21 protein-coding genes are annotated in these 24062 nt (G+C 39.9%); 7 read left to right on the top strand and 14 right to left on the bottom strand.

The window, feature by feature from the left end:
- The first annotated feature begins 8 nt into the window (after positions 1–8).
- A complete protein-coding gene (locus AXF23_RS15935) occupies positions 9–377 on the top strand; it encodes a hypothetical protein (protein WP_158267682.1) in 369 nt (122 codons plus the stop codon).
- 452 nt (positions 378–829) lie between these two features.
- Here the strand turns inward: AXF23_RS15935 and rd are convergent, their stop codons facing one another.
- The 3 genes from rd to AXF23_RS16555 all read right to left on the bottom strand — a co-directional run bounded on the left by rd (position 830) and on the right by AXF23_RS16555 (position 2772).
- Positions 830–994: a rubredoxin gene (rd, locus tag AXF23_RS04995; protein WP_009010690.1), complete on the bottom strand. Its 165-nt coding sequence runs from the start codon at positions 992–994 to the stop codon at positions 830–832.
- A gap of 196 nt (positions 995–1190) precedes the next feature.
- Positions 1191–1997, bottom strand: a complete 807-nt coding sequence (locus tag AXF23_RS04990; protein ID WP_009010689.1) for an MBL fold metallo-hydrolase — start codon at positions 1995–1997, stop codon at positions 1191–1193.
- 121 nt (positions 1998–2118) lie between these two features.
- Positions 2119–2772, bottom strand: coding sequence for a BamA/TamA family outer membrane protein (locus AXF23_RS16555; protein WP_369750530.1), 654 nt, complete (start codon positions 2770–2772; stop codon positions 2119–2121).
- Positions 2773–3153: 381 nt separating this feature from the next.
- Between AXF23_RS16555 and AXF23_RS16550 the strand changes: the two genes are divergently transcribed.
- The 3 genes from AXF23_RS16550 to hisC all read left to right on the top strand — a co-directional run bounded on the left by AXF23_RS16550 (position 3154) and on the right by hisC (position 6424).
- Positions 3154–3240, top strand: a complete 87-nt coding sequence (locus AXF23_RS16550) for a hypothetical protein (RefSeq protein ID WP_370445511.1) — start codon at positions 3154–3156, stop codon at positions 3238–3240.
- A gap of 1362 nt (positions 3241–4602) precedes the next feature.
- A complete protein-coding gene (locus AXF23_RS04980; RefSeq protein ID WP_107624511.1) occupies positions 4603–5325 on the top strand; it encodes an RNA methyltransferase in 723 nt (240 codons plus the stop codon).
- A 49-nt stretch (positions 5326–5374) separates the two neighbouring features.
- On the top strand, positions 5375–6424 hold the full coding sequence (gene hisC, locus AXF23_RS04975; protein ID WP_107624510.1) for a histidinol-phosphate transaminase: 1050 nt from the start codon (positions 5375–5377) through the stop codon (positions 6422–6424).
- 618 nt (positions 6425–7042) lie between these two features.
- On the opposite strand, the gene AXF23_RS04970 is transcribed toward hisC, so the two are convergent.
- Both AXF23_RS04970 and AXF23_RS04965 read right to left on the bottom strand, forming a co-directional pair.
- Complete coding sequence (locus AXF23_RS04970) at positions 7043–7714, bottom strand: YggS family pyridoxal phosphate-dependent enzyme (protein WP_107624509.1); 672 nt, start codon at positions 7712–7714, stop codon at positions 7043–7045.
- A gap of 29 nt (positions 7715–7743) precedes the next feature.
- A complete protein-coding gene (locus tag AXF23_RS04965; RefSeq protein ID WP_009010683.1) occupies positions 7744–8232 on the bottom strand; it encodes a DUF4494 domain-containing protein in 489 nt (162 codons plus the stop codon).
- Positions 8233–8456: 224 nt separating this feature from the next.
- Here AXF23_RS04965 and AXF23_RS04960 point away from each other — a divergent pair, with 224 nt between their 5' ends.
- From AXF23_RS04960 to AXF23_RS04950, 3 genes are all read left to right on the top strand, one after another.
- Positions 8457–9662 carry a pyridoxal phosphate-dependent aminotransferase gene (locus tag AXF23_RS04960; protein ID WP_089366186.1) on the top strand — a complete coding sequence of 402 codons (1206 nt, stop codon included), beginning with the start codon at positions 8457–8459 and terminating at the stop codon, positions 9660–9662.
- A gap of 156 nt (positions 9663–9818) precedes the next feature.
- Positions 9819–11066 carry an ABC transporter permease gene (locus AXF23_RS04955; protein ID WP_107624508.1) on the top strand — a complete coding sequence of 416 codons (1248 nt, stop codon included), beginning with the start codon at positions 9819–9821 and terminating at the stop codon, positions 11064–11066.
- Between the two features lie 111 nt (positions 11067–11177).
- Positions 11178–11597, top strand: a complete 420-nt coding sequence (locus AXF23_RS04950) for a hypothetical protein (RefSeq protein WP_233251239.1) — start codon at positions 11178–11180, stop codon at positions 11595–11597.
- Between the two features lie 355 nt (positions 11598–11952).
- Here the strand turns inward: AXF23_RS04950 and AXF23_RS04945 are convergent, their stop codons facing one another.
- The 9 genes from AXF23_RS04945 to gyrA all read right to left on the bottom strand — a co-directional run bounded on the left by AXF23_RS04945 (position 11953) and on the right by gyrA (position 23887).
- Positions 11953–12546, bottom strand: coding sequence for an IMPACT family protein (locus AXF23_RS04945; protein ID WP_107624506.1), 594 nt, complete (start codon positions 12544–12546; stop codon positions 11953–11955).
- A 21-nt stretch (positions 12547–12567) separates the two neighbouring features.
- Positions 12568–13815 carry a DUF1015 domain-containing protein gene (locus AXF23_RS04940; protein WP_089366182.1) on the bottom strand — a complete coding sequence of 416 codons (1248 nt, stop codon included), beginning with the start codon at positions 13813–13815 and terminating at the stop codon, positions 12568–12570.
- An 89-nt stretch (positions 13816–13904) separates the two neighbouring features.
- A complete protein-coding gene (locus tag AXF23_RS04935; RefSeq protein WP_009010677.1) occupies positions 13905–14822 on the bottom strand; it encodes an NAD(P)-dependent oxidoreductase in 918 nt (305 codons plus the stop codon).
- A gap of 93 nt (positions 14823–14915) precedes the next feature.
- Positions 14916–15986: a 3-phosphoserine/phosphohydroxythreonine transaminase gene (gene serC, locus AXF23_RS04930; RefSeq protein ID WP_107624505.1), complete on the bottom strand. Its 1071-nt coding sequence runs from the start codon at positions 15984–15986 to the stop codon at positions 14916–14918.
- Positions 15987–16193: 207 nt separating this feature from the next.
- The gene (locus AXF23_RS04925) at positions 16194–17507 is read right to left on the bottom strand and encodes a DEAD/DEAH box helicase (protein ID WP_107625801.1); all 1314 of its coding nucleotides are present in this window, start codon (positions 17505–17507) and stop codon (positions 16194–16196) included.
- Between the two features lie 2 nt (positions 17508–17509).
- Positions 17510–18715, bottom strand: a complete 1206-nt coding sequence (locus tag AXF23_RS04920; protein ID WP_107624504.1) for a tetratricopeptide repeat protein — start codon at positions 18713–18715, stop codon at positions 17510–17512.
- The gene (locus tag AXF23_RS04915) at positions 18712–19824 is read right to left on the bottom strand and encodes a tetratricopeptide repeat protein (RefSeq protein WP_107624503.1); all 1113 of its coding nucleotides are present in this window, start codon (positions 19822–19824) and stop codon (positions 18712–18714) included. Before AXF23_RS04915 ends, AXF23_RS04920 begins: the two co-directional genes overlap by 4 nt.
- Positions 19825–19906: 82 nt before the next feature.
- The gene (locus AXF23_RS04910; RefSeq protein WP_107624502.1) at positions 19907–21169 is read right to left on the bottom strand and encodes a tetratricopeptide repeat protein; all 1263 of its coding nucleotides are present in this window, start codon (positions 21167–21169) and stop codon (positions 19907–19909) included.
- A gap of 135 nt (positions 21170–21304) precedes the next feature.
- The gene (gyrA, locus tag AXF23_RS04905; RefSeq protein WP_107624501.1) at positions 21305–23887 is read right to left on the bottom strand and encodes a DNA gyrase subunit A; all 2583 of its coding nucleotides are present in this window, start codon (positions 23885–23887) and stop codon (positions 21305–21307) included.
- Positions 23888–24062: the final 175 nt, after the last annotated feature.

Below are 24062 nucleotides of genomic sequence, written 5' to 3'. Positions count from 1 at the left end.
TAAGAGCTGTGCAAGTATCGGCAGAGAAAGACAGTCTTCAAACAACTAAATGTAACTTGCTTCCATTTTGCCGAGTGCAGCTTATTTTCTGCAAAAATAATGCAAACGAGCGCAAAGGAAGCTTGCTTCCATTTTGCCGAGTGCAGCTTATTTTCTGCAAAAATAATGCAAACGAGCGCAAAGGAAGCTTGCTTCCATTTTGCCGAGTGCAGCTTATTTTCTGCAAAGATAACTTTTTTTTCTCGATTAAGTCTTTAAGAAACGGTATTTCTTTCTTATCAGCCTATATACAAGCGATTACAGAGCTTATATTTGCTTGTTTTTTAGTTTTGCTTGTGCTTTATCCTATATCTTATTATGAACGTAATAGCCATTAAACTAACCTGTATGTATTATCAAATATATTTACATGTACGATGGTGTTTTTACTTATAAATAAAGTGGACAACAACATATATGCATTCAATATATAGTGCACTACATCAGTGGGTTATGTATATGCCAAAGTAAGAGACGCCTAATTAGGTTCTTGAAGGGCGTTAACAACATACAAGAAAGGCGTCTTCTGCAGTGTAGGTGAGCCTTGTCTCGAACGTTGTTAGGCATATACTCAAAACAAGGAAGAAAAAGATATTACAAAAGAACATGATGAACAACAGTTATCTCGATAGTCTTATCGGCTACTCCTGTTCTGTTGTATAGATGTAAGTATAAATAGGAGCAAGCTTATTTTCATGCTTCCCTACCCTCCCATTGAGTCTTTTTTTAGCTACAGAAAAGGCCCACCCATAAAAATGAGCAGGCCTTGTATTCTATCATTATAGTTTGATTAATCCTCAACTGGACTGAAATCATCCTTACCAACACCACATAGAGGGCATACCCAATCATCTGGGATATCCTCAAATGCTGTACCTGGCTCAATGCCACTATCTGGGTCTCCAACCTCTGGGTCATAGATATAACCACATGTATTGCATTCGTACTTCTTCATAATGCTTTGTTTATAATGTTTAAGAATATTGTTATTTTGAAATATATCGTGTGCAAAGTTACAAGTATTTTGGAATAATTACACATTTAATTAGTTAAAAAATGCTATCATCATAATGCTTTTCTTTTATGCACAAAGAAGAAATCTATTGATTTACATACGAGTACGATGATTATAGTCGATAATGATTTACCCTTTAAGGATTGAGCTCGTACAACTCACTCGGTATCTTTCGTTTCAAGACTTCGACCATAAAATCCTTCCCAACAACTATTCCACTGTCTCGCAAAACTGTCTCAATCGTCTTCTTAGCTAACTCTGGATGATTGTTTTCATCACTCAGATGGCACAGCCAAACATGGTGTAATATGGGAGAGGCGTTTTCTACAAGTGCTTGTGCACAGGCCTCATTACTTAAATGACCATTAGGTCCACTAATACGCTCTTTCAAGTGTCGTGGATAAGGACCAGCTATTAACTTCTCCGGTTCATGATTAGCTTCAATCACTAAGTAATTAGAAATGGAAATAAAGTGAGCTATCTCCTCTGTTATATGACCACAATCTGTTATCAACGTAAACCTAATACCATTATGTTCTATTGAATAACCGACGCAGTCTGTACTGTCATGAGGGACTTCAAATGGCGTTACCTTGAACTCACCAATAAGTTTCTCTTCTCCTTTCTCCAAGTATCTAACGAACTGCGCATCTACTTTTCGCCTCACACACCAGTTTTGGCTAATCCCCGAATGAACCTTTTCTGTTGTATATACAGGTAGTTGCAAATCACCACTTACCGACCCAACCGACTTAACATGGTCAGCGTGATCGTGGGTAATGAGCATATTATGAACCATTTTTAATTGCAGACCGTAATTGTGGAAATGCTTCTTTAGCGTGCGAATACCGACCCCGCAATCTATCATAAGACAATCTGTGTCAGTAAACAAAAGATAGCAATTACCACTACTACCGCTGCCAAACGATAAAAACTTTAGCATTTTATTTTTATTTTAGGCAAATGTAACAAAACTATTCGGATAGACAAAATATTCTATACACTTACCTCTTGATGCTTATTAATTTTAGGAATAATTAATCATAGATGTTTCTACGAATCAACTAAAACGGTAGTCCAACGGCAAAATGGAATGTAAAGTCACGCTTTAAGTTAGGATGCCACAACGCATAGTGGTCTTCCACGCTTGTATAAGCCGGATTTATCGCTTTCATACCACCATCAAAACGAATGATGAAGTAATCGAAGTTAAGACGAAGACCGAGTCCGTAAGCTACTGCTATTTGCTTGTAAAAATCTTTGAAAAGGAACTGTCCACCTGGTTGGTCAGCATAATCACGTAGTGTCCAGATGTTTCCTGCATCTACGAAGGCCGCTGCGTCGAGTTTCCAAAACAGATGTGTACGATACTCTGCATTCAAGTCAAGCTTCATGTCACCCGTCTGATTAATGAAATCTATTCGACCATCAACACCTCTGAACTTTCCTGGTCCTAATTCTCTCACACTCCATCCACGCACAGAATTGGCTCCACCTGAGAAATACCTCTTCTCGAATGGGAGGACAGTACTATTCCCGTATGGGATAGCGATACCCAATCCTCCATGCAAGGCTAAGGCGTTTCGTTCGTCAAAACGAATTACCTTTGTATAATCAAAGTCAAACTTTGCATACTGCGCATAGGCTATATTAAAGAGCGTTCGCTTTCCTTCGCTATTCTCCTTAAACCTAAAGATACCACTTAAAGCATTCAGCATATTACCAGCTAACTCGACCTTTGCTCTGAGCGCATAGTTAGTACTACTATAGTTCAGTCCAAATCCTGTTCTTAAGATGAACAAGTCTTGATAGTTATAACGCAAGATAGCATTACGTGTTGTCACATTGTCGAGGTAATCATGCTTAAAGGTTTCACTAATCCAAGGCATATATACATAGCTAAGATTAAGTAAATCAAAGTCGTATGTCAAGTGATGTGCAGGGTTAGACCAGTGGTATTTCCATGCAGAAGAGAAGACTCTCCGATGGAACTCTGGTCTGTTTTGCAGGTTCCAGCCCACTGATACTTCTGATGTTGCACTACTTCTCCTTTTGAATTCCTTAGAGAGAAAAGGTGCTAAGAAGCGTGGGAAGCGCAGATGTGCTTGTACGCTATACTCTTCATAATCACTATTCTTATAGCCTTCAAGACCTTTGATGGCCTCAAAAGCAGCTCGAAACTCTAGGCTTAAATGCTCGCTACCTCTAAAGAGGTTTCTATTCTGATAAGAGAGAACAGCCGCAGCACCTAAGTCACCAGCCGTGTTCGTTCCCTCTGGTTGGAATGATATGGTGTTAGGCTTATTGTTTGATACTTGGATGTCAGCATCTAAATAACGTGTAGACGAGGTTGTATAGGTGAAAGCCTTACCTATTTTCAGACTATCATAACGAGGTGCTTCTCTAAAGTTTATATTTGTGTAACGAACAGCCCCCAGTCGTGAGAAGTTATTATAAGTCTTTTGTAAATCGGTAGCAGAGAAGTACTTGCCCTTCTCTATCAGTGTATTATCTTCTAAGATACCCTTTCTAAGATGGAAACCCGTTGAGTCTCCAGGGATGAAATTAACACTATTAATAACATATCGAGGATGGAGTGTAGGAGTAGAATTGCTATTCTCAACATATTTCATCAAGTGTAATGTTACGTTCACATGCTGTCTACCTTGCGTAGAGTCGGCTGTGTAATAGATAAAATCCTTATGAAACCGATAGTATCCAGAGTCGTTAAGGATGTGTGTGAGTCTTTTACGCTCATTATCCAACGATGTAACCGTAAATTGTCGTGGACGTTTTGTATCTGAGTTGAGCTGCGACTCCAGTACTCTCCTTATGACAGAGTCCTCTATCTCATAGTTAAATCGATCAATGATGTATGGCTCTCCGGGATGAAGAAAGTAATTAAGGACAAGTTTCTTACCTCTTACTTTTTTCTCCAAATCGACAGTAGCATTCATATATCCCATGTTCTGCAACGCAACAGTCAGGTCTTCAGAGGAAAGACGAGCCTGAACAGAGTCGTACAACACAGGTTCTTCGCCCATTTTACGGAGTGTGCGATTAATCCATCTCGTGCTATCTTTCCCTGCCATGGTGTATGTTCCTAATGGTATCTTGAATAGAGAGAACCAGCGTGAATTACCTTTCTGGCGTACGTATTGCATAAGAAGTGACGAATTAACATCCTTCTTATCAGAGTGTAACTCAACCTTATCCAATAAGTATTGTCCGTCAGGAACAAACTTATCTGACGAACATGCCACAACAATAAATATCGTCATAACGACAAAGACAGGTGCAATTAATCTGTATAGCTTTGAAGACAGCATTGATATCCTAATTATTTTAGCAGCAAAACACATATAAGTGAGGGCAAAGAAAGTTTACTTTCAATTTGCCGAACGCAGCTTATTTTATGCAAAAATAATGCAAGTGAGCGCAAAGAAAGTTTACTTTCAATTTGCCGAACGCAGCTTATTTTATGCAAAGGTAGTAAAAAGTTAAGAAGTAATAGGCTGTGACTGGATAGTTTTTTGTAAATTTGCGAAGTGTTATCAAAAAACAAGATTAAGCTTATCCGGTCTCTTGAAACCAAAAAAGGAAGAGAGAAAGCAGGATTGTTTGTGGCAGAAGGACCCAAAGTAGTCAATGATCTGCTGCACGAGGGATTTGTGGCTGAAACGATATTAGACGATTTGGACGACATCAAGAAGGTGTCATTCCTCCAACATCCACAGCCGGTATTAGGCGTGTTCAGAATGTCTAAGGAGGATGAAAAACATTCAAACGAATACTCAAGTATCTTTAGTAAACATATTGAGGGCCAACTTGTTTTAGCTCTTGACGGCGTACAAGACCCAGGAAACCTTGGAACTATCATTCGAATTGCGGACTGGTTTGGTATTGAAGACATCTTCTGTTCGCATGAAACAGCTGACTGTTGGAACCCAAAGGTCGTTCAGGCAACAATGGGAAGTATTGCGAGAGTTCGACTCCACTATCTAAACTTGAACGAGTTGATAGACCATCTCCCTACTGACTATCCTATCTATGCCACCCTCCTTGACGGCAACAACCTCTATGAACAGGAGCTTTCCCATCATGGAATGATTGTCATGGGAAACGAAGGGAACGGTATCACCACACAACTAAGAGCCAAAATCAATCGAAAACTACTGATACCAAACTACCCACCAGAGCGAGCAACGGCAGAGTCATTGAACGTTGCCATTGCTACCTCTATCGTTTGCGCAGAGTTCAGACGGCGATAACGCCTACTTCTGTGGGACAAATAACTACTAACCGACAAAGAATCATAATATGATAGACTTACAACAATTGGTCAGAACAAATATTAGAGCACTCATCTCTGACGTTGATGCAAAAGCGGAACAGTCAGAAAGAGATGCTCAACATATTATGCTTGATGCAAACGAAAATCCATATAACAAGCCTTTAAACCGTTATCCATCTGACAATCAGGCAATGGTAAAGGAGGAACTGGCGAAGTTGAGAGGTGTCACTCATAGAGAGATTTTCCTAAGCAATGGTTCTACGGAGGCGATAGACATGTGTTTTCGTATTTTTTGTCAACCGAAGATAGACAACGTTGTGGCCATCGAACCCACTTGTGAACTATACAGACGCTTCGCAAGACTGAATGATATAGAGTATCGTCCAGTACTATTAGATGATAGCTTTCAATTAAGTGCTACGAAGCTTTTGAAGGCTTGCGATAAACATACAAAGCTCATTTGGCTTTGCTCTCCTAACTCTCCAAGTGGTAATACGTTGAATATCATGGAAGTAGAAATGCTACTAAAAGCGTTTAACGGTATTGTCGTAATTGATGAAGCCTACACTGATTTCTCACGTTTACCAGTCTTTCGAGAACGACTATCAGAGTTTCCTAACATGATAGTACTCAATACTTTCTCTAAGGCATGGGCAAATGCAGCTATCCGCTTAGGTGTAGTTTATGCACAAGAATCTATCATTGATATATTTAAGAAAGTAAGTAATCCTTATCCAATCAACCAACTCACACAAGAACAGGCACTTGATGTTCTCAAACATCGGTACGACATTGAGGACTGGATAAAGATTCTTTTGTTAGAACGCAAACGTATGATGCTTGCTTTTGAGAGCTTAGCTTGTTGTGAAAAAGTTTATCCATCGAATGCTAACTTCTTCTTAGCTAAGATGAAAGATGCACAAAGCGTGTATAACTATCTGTGCCAAAAAGGAATCAAGGTAAGGAACTGCTCCAACCTATCATTATGTAACAACTGCCTAAGAATAACGATAGGTGCCAAAGCTGAGAACGCAGAAATCCTTGGCATACTTAGATATTATAAACCAACAAAATAGCTTTATTGATAGCTTGTCCAACTTTTTGTTTATTGTCCAAAACATTCCTTATAGCTTTTGAGATGCTTTATCTGTGAGGGAAAGAAAACTCCTATCTCTTTCTATCAGTGTCATCCATAGAACTATCTAAGTAATTACTTCAAACAACGAAAAGGTTATTAAGGTTGCGAAAAATTATTACATAGCATCAAGCTAAACACCCTCTATACAAGAGTATATCATCTCTTAAATAAGAGTTTGTAGCCGACAAGGAATCAATAAGTTACATATAGTATTAAAGAAGACGCCTTTCTTGCTTCAAGAAGGGCGTCTTCTGTATGCAAGAAAGGCGTGTTCTTAATCGTTGAAAGGCATCTTCTTTCTGCTTAAAGAGCATGTAATGGATTCATGGGGAGCGAAAATAGTTGACAAGAAGAGGAGAAAAGGACCTCTCCCCCAGCCCCGAAGACCTCTCCCCCAGCCCCTCCCCGAAAGGGAGGGGAGCGCCTAACGGGACAAAATTTGCCGTGATTTTGTATGTTAAAAGCAAGAATTAAAAGCTTTACTCAAGCCATCAACACCTATCATTCAACACCCAACACCCGTCATTCAACACCCAACACCTATCATTCTATGGGCCTAATAAACACGTGGGCCAAAGATGGTTGTACCCACACGAACCATCGTTGAACGACATTCAACGGCAATGTCATAATCATGACTCATGCCCCATGAACGTTCTTTGAACGCTGAATCATCTGCAAAGTACTTCTCTTTTAGCTCGTCAAAGAGGTTGGCTGCTAATGTCATCTCACGCTTTATCTGCTCACGATCATCAACGTTAGAAGCCATCATCATTAGTCCAGAGATATGCACATTCTTCAGTTCTTTCCACTCGCCGTTGGCTAACAGTTCACGACAAGCATCAGGACTAAAACCATATTTCGACTCTTCTTCTGCGATATGAAGCTCTAAAAGGACATTGATAATCCGATTGTGTTTAGCAGCTTGCTTATCGATTTCCTTCAATAACTTGAGTGAATCGACGGCCTCAATCATAGAGATATAAGGAGCAATATACTTTACTTTATTGGTTTGAAGATGACCAATAAAGTGCCACTCGATATCATTTGGGAGTGTATCAACTTTACGTGAGAGCTCTTGTACTTGACTTTCACCAAAGAGACGTTGCCCCTCTTGATATGCAGCCTCAATATATTCGTTAGGATGAAACTTACTGATGGCAACCAACTTCACACCATCAGGAAGAGTTCCAAGAACTTTGTGTAAATTATTTGCTACATCATACATAATCGTAAGTACCTTAGATTCTTATCTCTTTATTTCTCGTATTCAGGCTTCTCGTCCTTGTCGTTCTTCTTACCAGCACGATGTTCGAAGACATCCATAATCTTTGTTTCGGCAATACCAACAATCTCATAGTCGATCATTGTAGAACTCATCACCTCTTCTACATGCTTAACAGCGCCACTCACAGAGTGGGCCTGAACAAGATAAGTCACTGAAGAGCGCTTCTCCTTCTCGGTCTTCTCGTCTAAGGTGATGAATGCGAGTCTTGCCTTAAACCACTTGTCATCAGTATCAATATCACTGAAGAAGATCTCACCATACGCTGCTGGAGAGATTGCCTTAACGTCAAATTCACCACTGACGTAGTGTGACATTTCTTCAGTTATAAACTCTTCAGCCTCAGAGAAACTAAAGGCATCAACAACATACTGCTCTATGACCTTCTTATTCTGACCATCTTCCATGGTCTTATCGTATCTAACTCGTGTTTCAAACCAAGTACTTGTTCTACTTCTCATAATTATTCTTTATTTGTTATGACCATCTCTTCCCTCGTAAATATCCTAACTTAAGAAGAGTAAAAGCTGTTTTTATAGATATGCAAAAGTAGTAAAAAATCTGCGTTAATCGGCTAAAAGTGCGGTTAAAATAAAAAAATTGTCTACCTTTGCAGTATTGTATAGAATGAAAGAGTAGATATCTTCGACTCTCATTCATTATCGGGAGAATAAATAAAGTCATTATGCCGGAAATATCAGTTCGTGGACTTGAAATGCCGGAGTCACCTATTAGAAAACTGGCTCCACTTGCCGTTGAGGCAAAAAGACGTGGTATAAAAGTTTATCATTTAAATATTGGTCAACCAGATCTGCCTACTCCACAATGCGGGTTGGACGCTTTGAAGAAGATTGACCGTACACTTTTAGAATACTCACCTTCCCAAGGTTATCTTTCATACAGGGAGAAGTTATGCGACTTCTACAAGAAGTTTAATATTAATGTCAAGCCAGATGATATTATCATAACGGCCGGTGGCTCTGAAGCTGTGCTCTATTCCTTCATGGCTTGTCTAAATCCTGGAGACGAGATAATCGTCCCTGAACCTGCATACGCTAATTACATGGCATTTGCAATATCTGCAGGTGCGAAGATAAAGACGATTGCAACCTCCATAGAAGAAGGGTTCGCCCTACCTAAGGTTGAGAAGTTTGAGGAACTTATCAACGAGAAGACACGTGCTATCATGATATGTAATCCGAACAATCCTACGGGTTATCTATACACAAGAAGGGAGATGAATCAGATTAGAGACCTTGTTAAGAAATACGATCTCTACCTCTTCTCTGATGAAGTCTACCGTGAATATATCTACACTGGGTCGCCATATATCTCTGCAATGCACCTACAGGGAATAGAGAACAACACCGTTCTTATCGACTCTGTATCAAAGCGTTATAGCGAGTGCGGTATTCGTATTGGTGCACTTATCACGAAGAATGAAGAGATTCGCAAGGCTGTCATGAAATTCTGTCAGGCTCGTCTTTCTCCCCCATTGATTGGACAGATTGTAGCTGAAGCAAGTCTTGACGCACCTGCTTCCTACTATCGTGATGTCTACGATGAATATGTAGAGCGTCGTAAATGCCTCATTGATGGACTAAACCGCATTCCTGGTGTCTACTCTCCTATCCCTATGGGCGCCTTCTACACGGTTGCTAAACTCCCTGTTGACGACTCCGACAAATTCTGTCGTTGGTGTTTAGAGGAGTTCAATTATGAAGGTGAGACTGTTATGATGGCACCAGCAAGTGGCTTTTATACTACTCCTGGAGCAGGACGTAACCAAGTTCGTATTGCTTATGTACTGAAACGAGAAGACTTACAGCGTGCTTTGGTTGTGCTTCAGAAGGCGTTAGAGGCTTATCCTGGACGTGTAGAAGAAGAGTAAAGGGCGTTGACTGGGGATTGTTAGATGATGAAGAATAGTACTATAAATTATTCAATACACTTATATGTCGCAAATTCTTCATCATACGATATTCTTCATTCACTACCTATATTTCACTAATTCATCATCACCCTATATTCAACACTCATCATTATAATGAACTATCCGCTTTTTATTGCACGTAAGATATATAACGGAGGAGACAAGACACGTAAGGTGTCAAAGCCTGCTATTACGATTGCTACAGTTGGTGTCGCAATCGGTTTGGCCGTTATGATTGTATCTGTCTGTGTTGTTTTAGGGTTTAAACATACTATTCGGGATAAAGTGATTGGGTTTGGAAGTGATATAACAGTGGCTAACTTCCTTACACTACAGGGTTCAGAACAATATCCTATACAAGTTAACGACTCACTTATCAAGGTTCTTAAAGATGTTCCTGGGGTTAAACATGTTCAACGTTATGCATATACACAAGGTATATTAAAGACGAATGAGGATTTCTTGGGTGTTATGCTTAAAGGAGTAGGACCTGACTTTGATACGACCTTCATACATAACAATATGGTAGAGGGTAGCCTACCCCATTTCTCTGATAAAGAAAGTCATCAGAAACTGGTTATCTCTAAGACCATAGCAGACAAACTCAATCTAAAGGTAGGACAACGTATTTTTGCATACTTCATCAACGACCAAGGTGTAAGGACTCGTAAGTTCACTATTGCTGGGATATATGCTACAAACATGAAACAGTTTGATTCACAGATATGTTTCACTGATTTATATACAGCAAACAAGCTAAATGGATGGGAACCTGACCAATATAGCGGTGCTGAACTACAAGTAAACGATTTCTCTCAGCTCAATCCTATTAGTTCTCTGGTGCTTAGCAAGGTTAAAAATACAGTCGACCACTATGGAGAAACTTACTCATCAGAGAACATCATTGAGCAGAATCCACAAATCTTCTCTTGGCTTGATTTGATGGACTTAAATGTCTGGATTATCCTTGCACTTATGATTGCTGTAGCCGGTGTGACGATGATTTCAGGACTATTAATTATCATTCTCGAACGTACACAGATGATTGGTATATTAAAAGCACTTGGTTCTCGAAATCGCCAGATACGTCATATCTTCCTTTGGTTTGCTACCTTTATTATTAGTCGAGGTCTACTGATTGGTAATATTATAGGCTTTGGTATCGTATTCTTACAAAAGTGGACGGGATTAATTAAACTCGATCCACAAACATACTATGTAAGTACGGTACCCGTAGAAATAAATCTTCCATTTGTTATTGCGCTCAACCTCGCTACCTTGTTGGTTTGTGTTGCTGTCTTAATTGCACCAAGCTATCTAATTAGTCATATCCATCCTGCTAAATCAATGCATTATGAATAGGTGATTGAAGATGTCTTCCTGATCTTCGCATACGATAGTAACAGTTACAAAACAACATATAATAAGGGATTATAAAGACTGGGTGCTACAATATTTATAGGTGATAAAGACATGTGTATATCCTCCAAATTACTTTTCTTAGTAACGCTATCTTTTACTCTCTATGCTTGTAAGCCCAAGGAATACAAGCAAAACAAACAACAAGAAACTGACATACAATTTATCAACAACCGAGACCTTCATTACAAGATATTGAAGGTTGCTTGTGATTCTTGCTTTCCTATTCATGATATTGGCTATCGTGTTCGCATAAAACTATCAGACAAGGAGGATAGTATCATTAAGACTATCAAAAGAGAAACATGGTTGTCTCTCCTTCAAGACTCTACAACTGATTATGCAACGAACGCTTTACTGTATGGCCTTTACGACCGAGACGCAATTGTCCTACTCTATCATAGAAATATTAATGACTGGAGACTATCGATGAAAGAAAATGATTTAATCTATTGGAAAAAGCATATTAAGTAATAAAGCTTATAGTCATCCCTAAGTACTATAAAAGCATGATATTAGTGGGAATATTTAGTGAGGTCAGCTGACAACAAGGCCATTTATGAGCCCTGTACATGTGTGGATAAACTACTCATAATCAGCGTATATCTGTAAGAAATGAAGGTATCCGATATATGTCCTGTATGATGGCACATGAGAGAATGGCCGTTTCCTACATAATATGCTACAATAAGAGTATGCATGGAGGGCTATTCAATAATTAAGAAGAAATCTTACAGCCTAAGAGAAAACATTTCTTACAGCAATAAAGAATGATTATAGCATTGCTCGAAAAGTCTGTTTAACCACAGAGTAAACCTAACATGAAAGATTAATCAAAAGACAATTTCTTCAAACGTGTTCGTAACTCATCAGCCTTTCCCTTCCTGATAGAAAGTGTTACCTCGCATGTATTATCAAAGACTTGATTGATAATACGAGGATTCATGTCCTTAATAATACGCATGACAGCATTCATCATAGGATAAGAGAAGCTGTACGTCACCTCTTCCTCTATGTATTTCTCTTCTATCTCACTATTTGTTATGGCATCTGCAGCAGCCTCTCGATAAGCAACAATCAAACCACCTGTACCGAGATTGATGCCACCATAATAACGAATAACACAAATAAGCGTATTTGTCAAACCATTACTGTCAATCTGTCCAAGAATTGGCTTTCCTGCTGTAGAAGAAGGTTCTCCATCATCATTTGCACGAAACTCAGTACCATCAAAGCCTACTCTATAAGCATAACAGCAATGACGAGCATCATAATATTTCTTTCGATATTCCTTTACAAGCTCTAAAGCCTCGTCAACAGAGTCAACATGATGCGCAAAAGCGAGGAATTTGCTCCGCTTTTCAGAGTAATATCCCTCGCCAATCGCTTTCTCTTTTATTGTCTTATATTTATCGCTATTCATTCAATTAATGCTAATCTTGTATCAATCCAACTTATGGATGACAAGACCAGAACGAAGTTTCGGCTCAAACCATGTTGCCTTTGGTGGCATAATCTTACCACTATCAGCAATATCCATAATCTGCTGCATTGATACAGGATAGAGTGCCAATGCCCAACGCATCTCACCACTATCAACACGACGCTTCAACTCTCCAAGACCACGCAGACCTCCAACGAAATCGATACGCTTGTCTGAACGGAGATCCTTTATGCCCATCAATTCGTCTAAAATCAGTCGACTTGAGATGTCTACATCAAGTACACCAATTGGGTCATTATCATCGTATGTACCAGGCTTAGCCACTAAACTATACCAGTTGCCATCAAGATACATGGAGAATTCGTGCAATTTCGTTGGACGGTATTCATCCTTACCTTTCAACTCAACAGTGAAATTCTTCTCCAAAGCTTTTAAGAACTCAGCAACTTCCATGCCATTTAAGTCTTTGATAACACGATTATAGTCAAGAATTGTCAATTGACTTGCCTGGAAGCATACAGCCATGAAGTAGTTATACTCCTCATCGCCCTTATGATTCTTATTATTCTTAGCCTTCTCAGCACCAACCAAAGCAGCTGCGGCAGAGCGATGATGACCATCTGCAATATATAGACTTGGCATCTTCTTGAACTCTTCAGTAACAGTCTTGATGTCAGCCTCGTCTGATATTACCCAGAACTGATGTCTGAAACCATCGTCAGGTGCAACGAAATCATACTCTGGCTTTGTAGCTGCATAACGAGCCAACAAACTGTCAAGTACCTCATTGTCAGGATAAGCAAAGAATACAGGCTCTACATTTGCATTGCAAATACGAACATGCTTCATGCGGTCCTCTTCTTTATCTCTACGTGTCAACTCATGTTTTTTGATGTTACCAGTCAAGTAATCATCAACAAAAGCACCAACAACAAGGCCATACTGAGTCTTGCCATTCATTGTCTGAGCATAGATATAGTAATGTTCTTTGTCATCTTGTACTAACCAGCCTTTGTCTTGGAACTTCTGGAACTGCTCAACAGCACTCTCATAGGCTCTTGGATCATATTCGCTTGTTCCAACCTCAAAGTTGATTTCTGGTTTTATGATATGATATAAACTCTTTTCGTTGTCACCAGCTTCTGCACGCGCTTCTTCTGAATCCAACACATCGTATGGACGGCTGGCAACAGACTCTACTAAGTCTTTTGGAGGACGAATACCCTTAAAAGGTTTAATTACTGCCATAGTGTTTATCTTTAAGAAAATAATAAAAGGATTGAAAGTCACAATCTATTTTGAAGATTAAGACTATCAATCCTTATTGTATTAGAAAGTTATTTGTTTACTTGGAACTTTGTGTCACCTGTTGCAAAGAAAGCATTAATCTGCTTTGCTGCAGCAATACCAGCATTCGTATTTGCTTCAGCAGTCTGAGCACCCATCTTCTTTGGTGTAGAGAAATAGCGACCCTCAAACTTCTTAAACTCTTCGTCTGCATCTGGCTTAATATCGGTAACAAACTTTAAGTCCTCACGCTCAGCCATCAACTTCAAAAGCTCTTCCTCGTTAATAACCTCTTTACGAGCGGTGTTTACGAGAACTCCTTTCTTTGGAAGAAGATTTACTAAACGATAATCAATACTCTTTACAGTCTGTGGAGTTGCAGGGATGTGAAGTGACAAGACATCACAAGTCTGGAACAACTCATCCTGACTCTTACAAGCATGAACTCCTGCAGCCTCAATAGCATCAGCAGGACAGAATGCATCGTATGCATAGACTTCCATACCAAAGCCTTTTGCAATGCGTGCCACGTTTCTACCAACATTACCGAAAGCAAGAATACCGAGTTTCTTACCCATTAACTCTGTACCAGCCTTGCCATTATAGAAATTGCGTACAGCATATACCAACAAACCAAATACAAGTTCGGCAACTGCATTAGAATTCTGACCAGGAGTGTTCTCTACTACGACATTCTTCTCCTTTGCATAAGCTGTATCAATTGAATCATAGCCTGCACCTGCACGTACTACGACCTTCAACTGCTTAGCAGCATCAAGTACCTCTGGTGTAACCTTATCAGAACGTACTATCATTGCATCTGCATCTTTCACAGCCTCAAGTAATTCAGCTGTACTCGCATATTTCTCAAGTAGGACAACTTCATGTCCAGCACCCTTTAATTCGTTTGTTATACCTTGCACAGCAGCTGGTGCAAAAGGTTTCTCAGTTGCAATTAAAACCTTCATAGCTTTAATGTTTAGGTTAATAAAAAGTAAAGATAATTACTTAGACTTAGCAAACGAAATATTTACGCTTGCTAAGTCTAATGACTATGCGGCTTAGTGCTTAGCTTCGAACTCCTTCATTGTTTCAACGAGAGCCTTGCAGCCTTCAACTGTCATTGCGTTGTAGCAGCTTGCACGGAAACCACCAACATCACGGTGACCCTTGATACCTACCATGCCTCTTTCTGTAGCAAACTTAAAGAACTCATCTTGAAGTTCAGCATATTCATCGTTGAGTACGAAACAGATGTTCATGTAAGAGCGATCTTCCTCACACATAACTGTTCCACGGAACAACTTATTGCGGTCGATCTCACCATAAACAATATCAGCACGCTCCTTAGCAAGTTTCTCCATAGCTTCTACACCACCATTAGCCTTAATCCAACGGAGATTTTCCAATGCTGTATAAATAGGTACTACAGGAGGAGTATTGAACATAGAGCCCTTCTTGATGTGTGTACGATAATCCAACATCGTTGGGATTTCACGCTGTACACGACCAAGAACGTCGTCCTTAATGATGATGAATGTTACACCTGCCATAGAGAGGTTCTTCTGTGCACCACCATAGATGCAATCGTACTTAGAAACATCTACTGGACGACTGAAGATATCAGAAGACATATCACCAATCAAACGAACTGGTACATCTAAATCTTTGTGATATTCTGTACCATAGATTGTATTATTGGTAGTTACGTGCAAATAATCCAAATCTGTAGGAACATCGAAATTCTTTGGAAGATAGGTGTAGTTTTCATCTGCTGATGAAGCTACTTCAACAACATCTCCAAACAACTTGGCTTCCTTCATTGCCTTCTTTGCCCAAACACCAGTATTCAAATAACCAGCCTTCTTTACCAAGAAGTTAAAAGGAATCATGCAGAACTCAAGTGATGCACCACCACCTAAGAAAAGCACTGAATAGCCTTCAGGAACATTTAACACTTCCTTTACTAAAGCCATTGCTTCGTCCATTACAGGTTGAAAATCCTTTGAACGGTGGCTGATTTCAGCAATTGAAAGACCAATTCCATTGAAATCTAAAATAGCACTTGCTGTTTTCTCGATTACTTCACGTGGAAGGATACATGGACCAGCACCAAAATTGTACTTTTTCATCTGATTGTTTAGTTTAAGTTTGACTTATGTTTTGTAGTTATTATCAGTATTAAATATTGTAATAGGTTTCTATAGTTTACGATGCGAAGATACGCTTTTATTTTTATACTTCCAAATAAAATACCACTTTTTTTATCTGTAAGATATCAAACGATTTATACATGTCGACGGACATGATAAGGAAAAGGTGACACATTGTATAATGCGTCACCTTACTTCTTCCACAACGGTACGAATACCTTTTATTTTTTCTCCTTTAGTCAGAGAGATTATTTCTTTTATCTTTGTGCGTACCACTGCAACATAAGCAAAACGGTCCTTTACGTCAATCTTTCCTATCTCAGAAGACTTCAATCCTCCCTTTTTACAAAGAAAACCTACTATATCCATCTTTGAGATTTTATCTTTCTTTCCTTTACCTATATATATAGTAGCCATGCGAGGCTGAGCAGGTTTCGGTAAAGACTCTGGTATCTTATACTCCTCATGTTCATTGCTAACATACTCTGGCAAATGTTCTTCTGGCCCAAGAATGAAGAAGGTTCTGCCTTCTTTGTCCCAACGTGCTGTACGTCCTACCCTATGCACATAGCTATCTTCCGTTTCAGGGAAATGATAATGTATAATATTATCAACATCAGGAATATCCAGTCCACGTGAAGCCAAGTCGGTGCTAACAAGTATTGGTGCTGAACCATTTGAAAAACGATAAAGTGCAGCTTCACGCTCACGCTGTTCTAAGCCACCATGGAACCAACTAATAGTAAAACCCTCTGCCTTTAAGAATGTGGCAGTACGCTCAACAGAGTCACGATAATTTAAGAATACAATACTACTCTTATCACCTAAAGAAAGTAAAAGTCTCTTTAACACCTCCAGTTTATCCTTCTCTGAACTTATAACCGTGTAGAGACGAATACGATCAGGAATAGTCTCTTCATCTGTACGATAATCCAAATGAACAGTTCTTCCCATTGATACAAAATTAGGAATAGTCTCTGACTCTGTTGCTGATAGTAAGATTCGTCTTTCAATATTTGGTAACTTACAGAGAACACTCATCATCTCGTCTTGGAAACCAAATTCAAGGCACTTATCAAACTCATCTATTATAAGCCACTTTATTGTTTCTGCTTTAATATTTGATTTGTCAAGATGATCATTCAATCGTCCCGGAGTAGCAAAGACTACTTGCGGCTTTATATCTCTCAATACACGATGCTCTTCCATCGTTGGACGTCCACCATATAATGCCATAGAGCGTAAGCCGCTACCCATGTCTTTAAGTACATTAGCCGACTGCAATGCCAACTCACGTCCTGGCACTAAGACTACAGCTTGCAACTCATCAGACTTTGCATCCAACCGCTGAATCAATGGTAGAAGATAAGCGTATGTTTTACCGGAACCTGTCGGTGACATAACGACAACATCCTTCCCTGTATGCAACACTGCGTCAGCCGTAGCTTCCTGCATTGCATTGAGTGTTATGCCAAGCTTATCAATAATATCGTTATTCATCATTACTTTTCCTTTCTCAACTTATCAATTTCGTCAAATTCCTTACCCATATTCAAATTAAGATAAATAGTATATAAAGGAGCTAACCATTTGCTCTTAGCTGTTGGTGAAAGCTCTCTGAATTTCTCCATATAGGGTTTAGAACGCTGATATAATGTTATTATCTTTTCTTTGTTGGCCCGATACTTCTGCCTATCCTTATTTAATTCTATGGCTTGATTAAAATAAGCAAGTCCAATGTTATAATAGGCATCAGCATAAGAGTCGTTATCTTTAATCAATTGTTTACAAATTTCAATACATTCGTTGTACCTGCCAAGGTTCAACAACGCTGTACTCTTTGCAAAACGAAACAACAGACTTGTAGAGTCAGCCTTCAATGCACGGTCCGTAATCTCCAATGCCTTCTGGTGTTCTCCTATCTTAGCATAATATTCAACTAATCGTGGGAAGAAGAATGCAAAGTTAGGATATTGCTCGAAGCCAGCTTGCAAAGATTTTACGTACATAGTTGTATCCCTCTTTACCAAATAAGCCTCAGCCTCATACTGCCTTACAAAGTTTAGCATAGAAGTATCACGTTCGGCCTGTTCCTTAAAGCGCATAATTTTATCTGCATCGCTTAGCTTATATCCACAGAACATAGCCCAGTAAGCAGCATGTGGTATAAGTGCATCATTCTTCATATAGTCATAACCTTCAAAAAGAGGATAATTTGCTGACTCCAAGTAATCGCTATAATAATCAAATGCGGTATTATAGTCTTTCTTATGAATAAAGTAAGAACCACCATTGAATAGATTTGGGCGAATAGAGTTTAGGAACTCTGCATGCTTAGTCCTATACTTTGCACGTACCCTACCCTCAGCATCAGGTTTAGCATCAAGAGAGTCAAAGCGTGACATTGTATCATACAATCTTCTCGTTACAGAGAAGAATGCTGCAGTGTCATACTTTTGTTTCAAATAAAGTTTCTCATTTCCCTGCTCATACTGTTTTATCAATGCATCACATAGGAGGAGCCATATCTTATTATTTTTCTTAGATACTGAGTCAACCAGCAATCCACGAAGTGTATTCTCAGCTTTCGTGAGTTCCTTCCCAGACTTTATCTGATCACGTACAGTCTGCAACTGCTTCTTCTGCGCAATCCCAGTAAGAGGAAAAAGCAGACATATATATATTAAAAATGACTTTATATACTTCACTTTCTATAATTTGTTACAAGAGGTTCGAGTTCTTCAGCCTTAATTTTATCGTTCAATACAGTATAATCTAAATAGAGAGGACCTACCCAGTCTACCCTATTTCTACGTGGATCTTTTGCCCTTACACGCTCAAGATAAGTACGTGCTTCTGCAAAATACTTCATATATTCATTATCAGAGACAACTTCTTTCTTCTTCCTTCGTTCAGCAACATCTTCACGTACTGCCATTCCAACAGTATTCAAACAGACACCTATATTATAGGCAACAGGAATACTACTTGGATCAATTTCATCAGCATGTTTATAAGCATCAATAGCTTCTTCCCAACGTTCTGCATGCATAGCAATTTCACCCTTAAGTATCCATGGCACCGTTGAGTTTGTGTTCTCTTCAAGTATTCTATCTATAAAATCCTCTATATTAAATTTAGGTGTAGGATTTTGATAGAACTTCATTATCCATGAGAAATAGGTTTCATTCGTAGGATCAGTACGATAAAGTTGCTGTATCACAGACAGATAACGCAGGGAATCTTCCTCGTTTACCATCTTATTATGCATACATTGTGCTTTAATTTCAGCTGCAGCTTGTGCAGTCTCATCATATTGAATTGCAATATCAGCATATTCATCAGCTTTCTCTAAGTTGTGAGCTTTTAAATAATAATAAGCAATGTAATAAGCTGCAACACCTGACTCATCGATATTATCCTTTACCAATGGAGATTTACGAGCTTTTAGATATAATTGTAAGGCATCAAGTCCTTCATTTCTCGTATAACTTCCTTTGCTGAAATACTTACCAGCATCTATCAACATTGGGTGCAGGACTGCAAGTCGATTCTTGTTTTCCTCTTCAAACTTTGGATGAACTTTCCCCTTTCGATTAGGCATCCTGTCAAACTCATCACTTTTCAATGAATACTCCACACCATCTACAACAGCTTTGAAGATGGCTACAGAATCCCTATTCGAATGTTTCTCTACACGGGTGAAAGCTTCTTTTGCGAGGCGGTTAAACGACTCAGCCTGCTGATATGTTTCTTGTGCCTCTGCGATATTCCAACTTGTAAAAATAGAAATAATCAGTATTAGTACTCTTTTCATCGGCTATATTTTAGTAACACAAAATCCCCTCTTATATGACTTAACAAATGAATTCATATAAGAGGGGGATTATTAAAGACTTTTACTGCTGAACGCCAGCAATAGCTGCAGCTTCCAATGTCTCAGGAGCTTGTGCACCCTTTACGAAATAGTAGCAACCGTAAAGTGGGTAAGCCCAAGAGCTCTTCTGCTCTTTAAGAACATCAAGCTTCTTAGCTGTCTCAAGATATGAAATAGCCTTATTGTAAACATCGTTGAACTGAGCACGTGCTGCTGGTGACAATACACCCTTCACAGATGCTACACGATCCTGTGCCTTATAGAACCAGCACTGACCGATAGATGCATTGATAGCAATCTTTGCATTATCATCCTTTACCAATGCCAAAGCCTTAGTAAGGTAGTCAGCAGCCTTCTCGTATTCCTTCTTTTGGCTTGCGAACTGACCGAGCATTACCAATGCACCATAGCTATTAGGATTCTTTGCAAGGGCAGCATTTACAATTTCCTCTGCCTTGTTCTGCATACCAAGTGAACTATAAATAGATGTCAAAGTTGTCAATACTGCATCATTATCAGGATCTTGAGCATAGATACCAGCAAGCTTATCAGCATAAGCAACAGAGTCCTGACGAGTCTTCAGCTGTGCACCCATGATAGCCAACTGCAACTGCTTAGCATCCTTACTACGGTCCTTGCTCTTTACAGCGTATTCAGCATACTTCTCAGCCTTCTTGTAGTCCTTATTCTGATAAGCATAATAAGTTGCGAAATAAGCAATCTCATTCAAGTTCTCATCCTTAGACTTATCAAACTTAGAGAACATTGGTTCATCAGCAGAGTCTACGTAACGAGCAAGATACTTATAAGCATTTGCATCGTCCTTAGCACCCTGATAGAAGATACCACCATTAATCAACTGTCCACGAAGTGGGTAGAGCTGATCAGCAATATCTGTATACTTAGGCTTAATCTTACCCTTTGCATTAGGCATATTGTCATACTTGACTACTTCCTCAGCGGCATCGAAAGCCTGACCTACAGCCTCATAGAGACCTTTCTCATCAACAGCTTTGTTACCTTCCTTACCCATTTGCTGGTTAGTCTGGTTCTCAAGCTGAACACCCTGCTCTGCACTTACCTTCTTCATAGCAAGTTGATAGAGCTTGTCATAAGCCTTTGCCTTCTCAGCATTGTCTGTAAGCTGTCCGAGGTTAGCCTTAACGAGCTCAGCAGCTTCTGCATAGCTTTGTGCCTTAAGGATTGCCTTCAGTGGCTCGCTGTCGCCAGCGAATGCAGCAGATGTACTGAGTAACATCAATGCTGCGAACATTAACTTCTTCATATTAGTAATCTTTATTAAAAGGTTTATAATCATGTATTAATTTTGAATTCATTCTTATGATTACTGCTGTCTCTTATAATCTTGGTACAAGTAACCTGTCAACATTTCAACTTGTCGACAGGTCAACTCATCATATTACTCGAAATCAACAGGTGTAACCTCTGTATTATCTGCTGCAGATGATGCATCTCCCTTGATATCCTCACCTGTGTTTGGAAGGTCTTCACGACTATCATCCTCAACCTGTGACTCCATATCTGAGCTCATCACCTTACAAACAGATGCGATAACATCATTCTTTTTAGCGAGGTTAATCAGGCGTACACCTTGTGTTGCTCGACCCATTACACGGCATTCGGCAACCGACATACGGATGACGATTCCGCTCTTGTTGATAATCATCAAGTCGTTATCATCAGTAACGTTCTTGATAGCAACAAGTTTACCAGTCTTATCCGTGATATTCAGCGTCTTAACACCCTTACCGCCACGATTAGTTAATCGATAGTCCTCTACCTGTGAGCGCTTTCCGTAGCCCTCCTCAGATACAACCATAACCGTCTCGTTAACAGGGTCATTAACAACAATCATACCAACAACCTCGTCCTGACCATCTTCGTCCAAACGCATACCACGTACACCTGTAGACACGCGCCCCATAGTACGGATATTTGACTCATCGAAGCGACAAGCACGACCATTGCGGTCAGCGATGATAAGTTCGTTATGACCATTTGTCAGACGAACGTCTACAACCTCATCTCCCTCATTGATGTTAATAGCAATCACACCATTGGTACGAGGACGTGAGTAAGCACGGAGAGAAGTCTTCTTAACGATACCCTGCTTTGTTGCAAATACTACATAGTGAGAATCGAGGAAGTCATCATCATCCAAGCCCTGAATACGCAAGAATGCGTTAACAGAGTCGCCCGGCTCAAGTGAGAGCATATTCTGAATAGCACGTCCCTTTGAGTTCTTATCGCCCTCTGGGATGTCATAACACTTCATCCAGTAGCAGCGTCCCTTACGAGTAAAGAACAGCATTGTCTGGTGCATTGTTGCTGGATAGATATATTCGGTGAAGTCCTTCTCACGTGTGCGAGCACCCTTAGAACCTACACCACCACGAGCCTGCTCCTTAAAGTCTGCAAGTGGAGTACGCTTGATATAGCCAAGATGACTAATAGTAATAACAACAGGGTCATTAGGATAGAAGTCCTCAGCATTAAACTCATGCTCATCAGGGATAATCTCTGTACGACGGTCATCTCCATACTTCTCCTTAACCTCCTGCAACTCTTCCTTCATCACTTCCTTACAACGCTCAGGGTTATTAAGAATCTCCTGCAAGTCCTTGATGGTTTGCATCAATTCCTCAAACTCTTGATGCAACTGGTCAAGACGCAGACCTGTAAGCTGTGACAAACGCATATCAACGATAGCTCTTGATTGAAGCTCATCGAAGTCAAAACGCTTCTCGAGGTTTCTTTGGGCATCTGAAGGTGTCTTGCTGGCACGAATAATACGGACAACCTCATCAATATTATCACAAGCCTTAATCAGTGCTTCTAAGATATGTGCGCGTTCCTGTGCCTTCTTCAAGTCGAATTGTGCACGGCGGATAGTGACATCATGACGATGCTCTACGAAGTACTTAATACACTCACGAAGGCTCAACAGACGTGGACGACCCGCTACCAATGCGATACAGTTTACAGAGAAAGAACTCTGCAATGCTGTCATCTTGAAAAGCTTATTCAGAATGACGTTTGCATTGGCATCACGCTTCACATCAACAACGATACGCATACCTTGACGGCCCGTTTCGTCATTAACGTTAGAGATACCCTCCAACTTTCCTTCCTTCACGAGGTCAGCAATATATTCAATAAGTTGCTGCTTATTAACTCCGTAAGGAATCTCTGTCACAACAATCTTATCGTGGTTCTCATCGCTCTCTATCTCAGCCTTAGCACGCATTACGACACGGCCACGACCAGTCTCATAGGCATCCTTAACACCTTGAAGACCATAAATATATGCACCTGTTGGGAAGTCTGGAGCTGGGATAAATTCCATTAATCCATCAGTAGAAATCTCTGGATTGTCAATATAAGCACAACATCCATCAATAACTTCGCCAAGATTATGCGTAGGGATATTCGTTGCCATACCCACAGCGATACCATTACCACCATTTACAAGCAGGTTAGGAATCTTTGTAGGCATCACGGCTGGCTCGCGCAACGTATCGTCGAAGTTGTTGACCATGTCAACCGTATCCTTCTCGATATCGTCCATAACGTGCTCACCCATCTTTGAGAGGCGGCACTCAGTATAACGCATCGCAGCAGCAGAGTCACCATCGACAGAACCAAAGTTACCCTGTCCGTCAACCAACTTGTAGCGCATATTCCAGTCCTGTCCCATACGCACAAGCGCACCGTAAACAGAAAAGTCACCATGTGGGTGATACTTACCAAGTACCTCACCGACAACGCGGGCACACTTCTTGTAAGGCTGGTTGCTAAAGTTACCGATACCACGCATACCGAAGAGGATACGGCGGTGAACAGGCTTAAAACCGTCACGAACATCAGGGAGGGCACGTGCCACAATCACCGACATTGAGTAGTCGATGTAGGAGCTTTTCATCTCCTCCTCGATGTTGATCTTCATAATTCTGTCCTGATCAATTGTCTGATTTTCGTCCATTATATATTTTTTCTGTTATAAATTTCTATCACTTTAACGAGCTCTTCTTTGAAAGGCTAAAATTGCCCACAATAGCCTTTATTTCCTTTCTGAGCCGTTTTCGCACTTTTTCAAGGTGTAAAGATACGAACATTTTTTGATACCACAAAGGGCTTATAACGAAAAAATGTTATCA

This window comes from Prevotella sp. oral taxon 313, assembly GCF_003043935.1.
In the GTDB taxonomy this organism is placed as follows: domain Bacteria; phylum Bacteroidota; class Bacteroidia; order Bacteroidales; family Bacteroidaceae; genus Prevotella; species Prevotella jejuni.
The sequence above is the reverse complement of the archived record's forward strand: the minus strand, read 5'-3'. Positions and strand labels throughout refer to the sequence as shown.

What these genes read in the sequence shown, in the direction of transcription:
- AXF23_RS04955 (WP_107624508.1), top strand. Translation starts at nt 9,819, where the DNA reads ATGAACTATCCGCTTTTTATTGCACGTAAGATATATAACGGAGGAGAC.
- AXF23_RS16550 (WP_370445511.1), top strand. Translation starts at nt 3,154, where the DNA reads ATGTGCTTGTACGCTATACTCTTCATAATCACTATTCTTATAGCCTTC.
- gyrA (WP_107624501.1), bottom strand. Translation starts at nt 23,887, where the DNA reads ATGGACGAAAATCAGACAATTGATCAGGACAGAATTATGAAGATCAAC.
- serC (WP_107624505.1), bottom strand. Translation starts at nt 15,986, where the DNA reads ATGAAAAAGTACAATTTTGGTGCTGGTCCATGTATCCTTCCACGTGAA.
- AXF23_RS04925 (WP_107625801.1), bottom strand. Translation starts at nt 17,507, where the DNA reads ATGAATAACGATATTATTGATAAGCTTGGCATAACACTCAATGCAATG.
- AXF23_RS04960 (WP_089366186.1), top strand. Translation starts at nt 8,457, where the DNA reads ATGCCGGAAATATCAGTTCGTGGACTTGAAATGCCGGAGTCACCTATT.
- AXF23_RS04970 (WP_107624509.1), bottom strand. Translation starts at nt 7,714, where the DNA reads ATGTATGATGTAGCAAATAATTTACACAAAGTTCTTGGAACTCTTCCT.
- hisC (WP_107624510.1), top strand. Translation starts at nt 5,375, where the DNA reads ATGATAGACTTACAACAATTGGTCAGAACAAATATTAGAGCACTCATC.
- AXF23_RS04915 (WP_107624503.1), bottom strand. Translation starts at nt 19,824, where the DNA reads ATGAAAAGAGTACTAATACTGATTATTTCTATTTTTACAAGTTGGAAT.
- AXF23_RS04990 (WP_009010689.1), bottom strand. Translation starts at nt 1,997, where the DNA reads ATGCTAAAGTTTTTATCGTTTGGCAGCGGTAGTAGTGGTAATTGCTAT.
- AXF23_RS04935 (WP_009010677.1), bottom strand. Translation starts at nt 14,822, where the DNA reads ATGAAGGTTTTAATTGCAACTGAGAAACCTTTTGCACCAGCTGCTGTG.
- AXF23_RS04945 (WP_107624506.1), bottom strand. Translation starts at nt 12,546, where the DNA reads ATGAATAGCGATAAATATAAGACAATAAAAGAGAAAGCGATTGGCGAG.
- AXF23_RS04910 (WP_107624502.1), bottom strand. Translation starts at nt 21,169, where the DNA reads ATGAAGAAGTTAATGTTCGCAGCATTGATGTTACTCAGTACATCTGCT.
- rd (WP_009010690.1), bottom strand. Translation starts at nt 994, where the DNA reads ATGAAGAAGTACGAATGCAATACATGTGGTTATATCTATGACCCAGAG.
- AXF23_RS16555 (WP_369750530.1), bottom strand. Translation starts at nt 2,772, where the DNA reads ATGCTGAATGCTTTAAGTGGTATCTTTAGGTTTAAGGAGAATAGCGAA.
- AXF23_RS04940 (WP_089366182.1), bottom strand. Translation starts at nt 13,815, where the DNA reads ATGGCAGTAATTAAACCTTTTAAGGGTATTCGTCCTCCAAAAGACTTA.
- AXF23_RS04950 (WP_233251239.1), top strand. Translation starts at nt 11,178, where the DNA reads ATGTGTATATCCTCCAAATTACTTTTCTTAGTAACGCTATCTTTTACT.
- AXF23_RS04965 (WP_009010683.1), bottom strand. Translation starts at nt 8,232, where the DNA reads ATGAGAAGTAGAACAAGTACTTGGTTTGAAACACGAGTTAGATACGAT.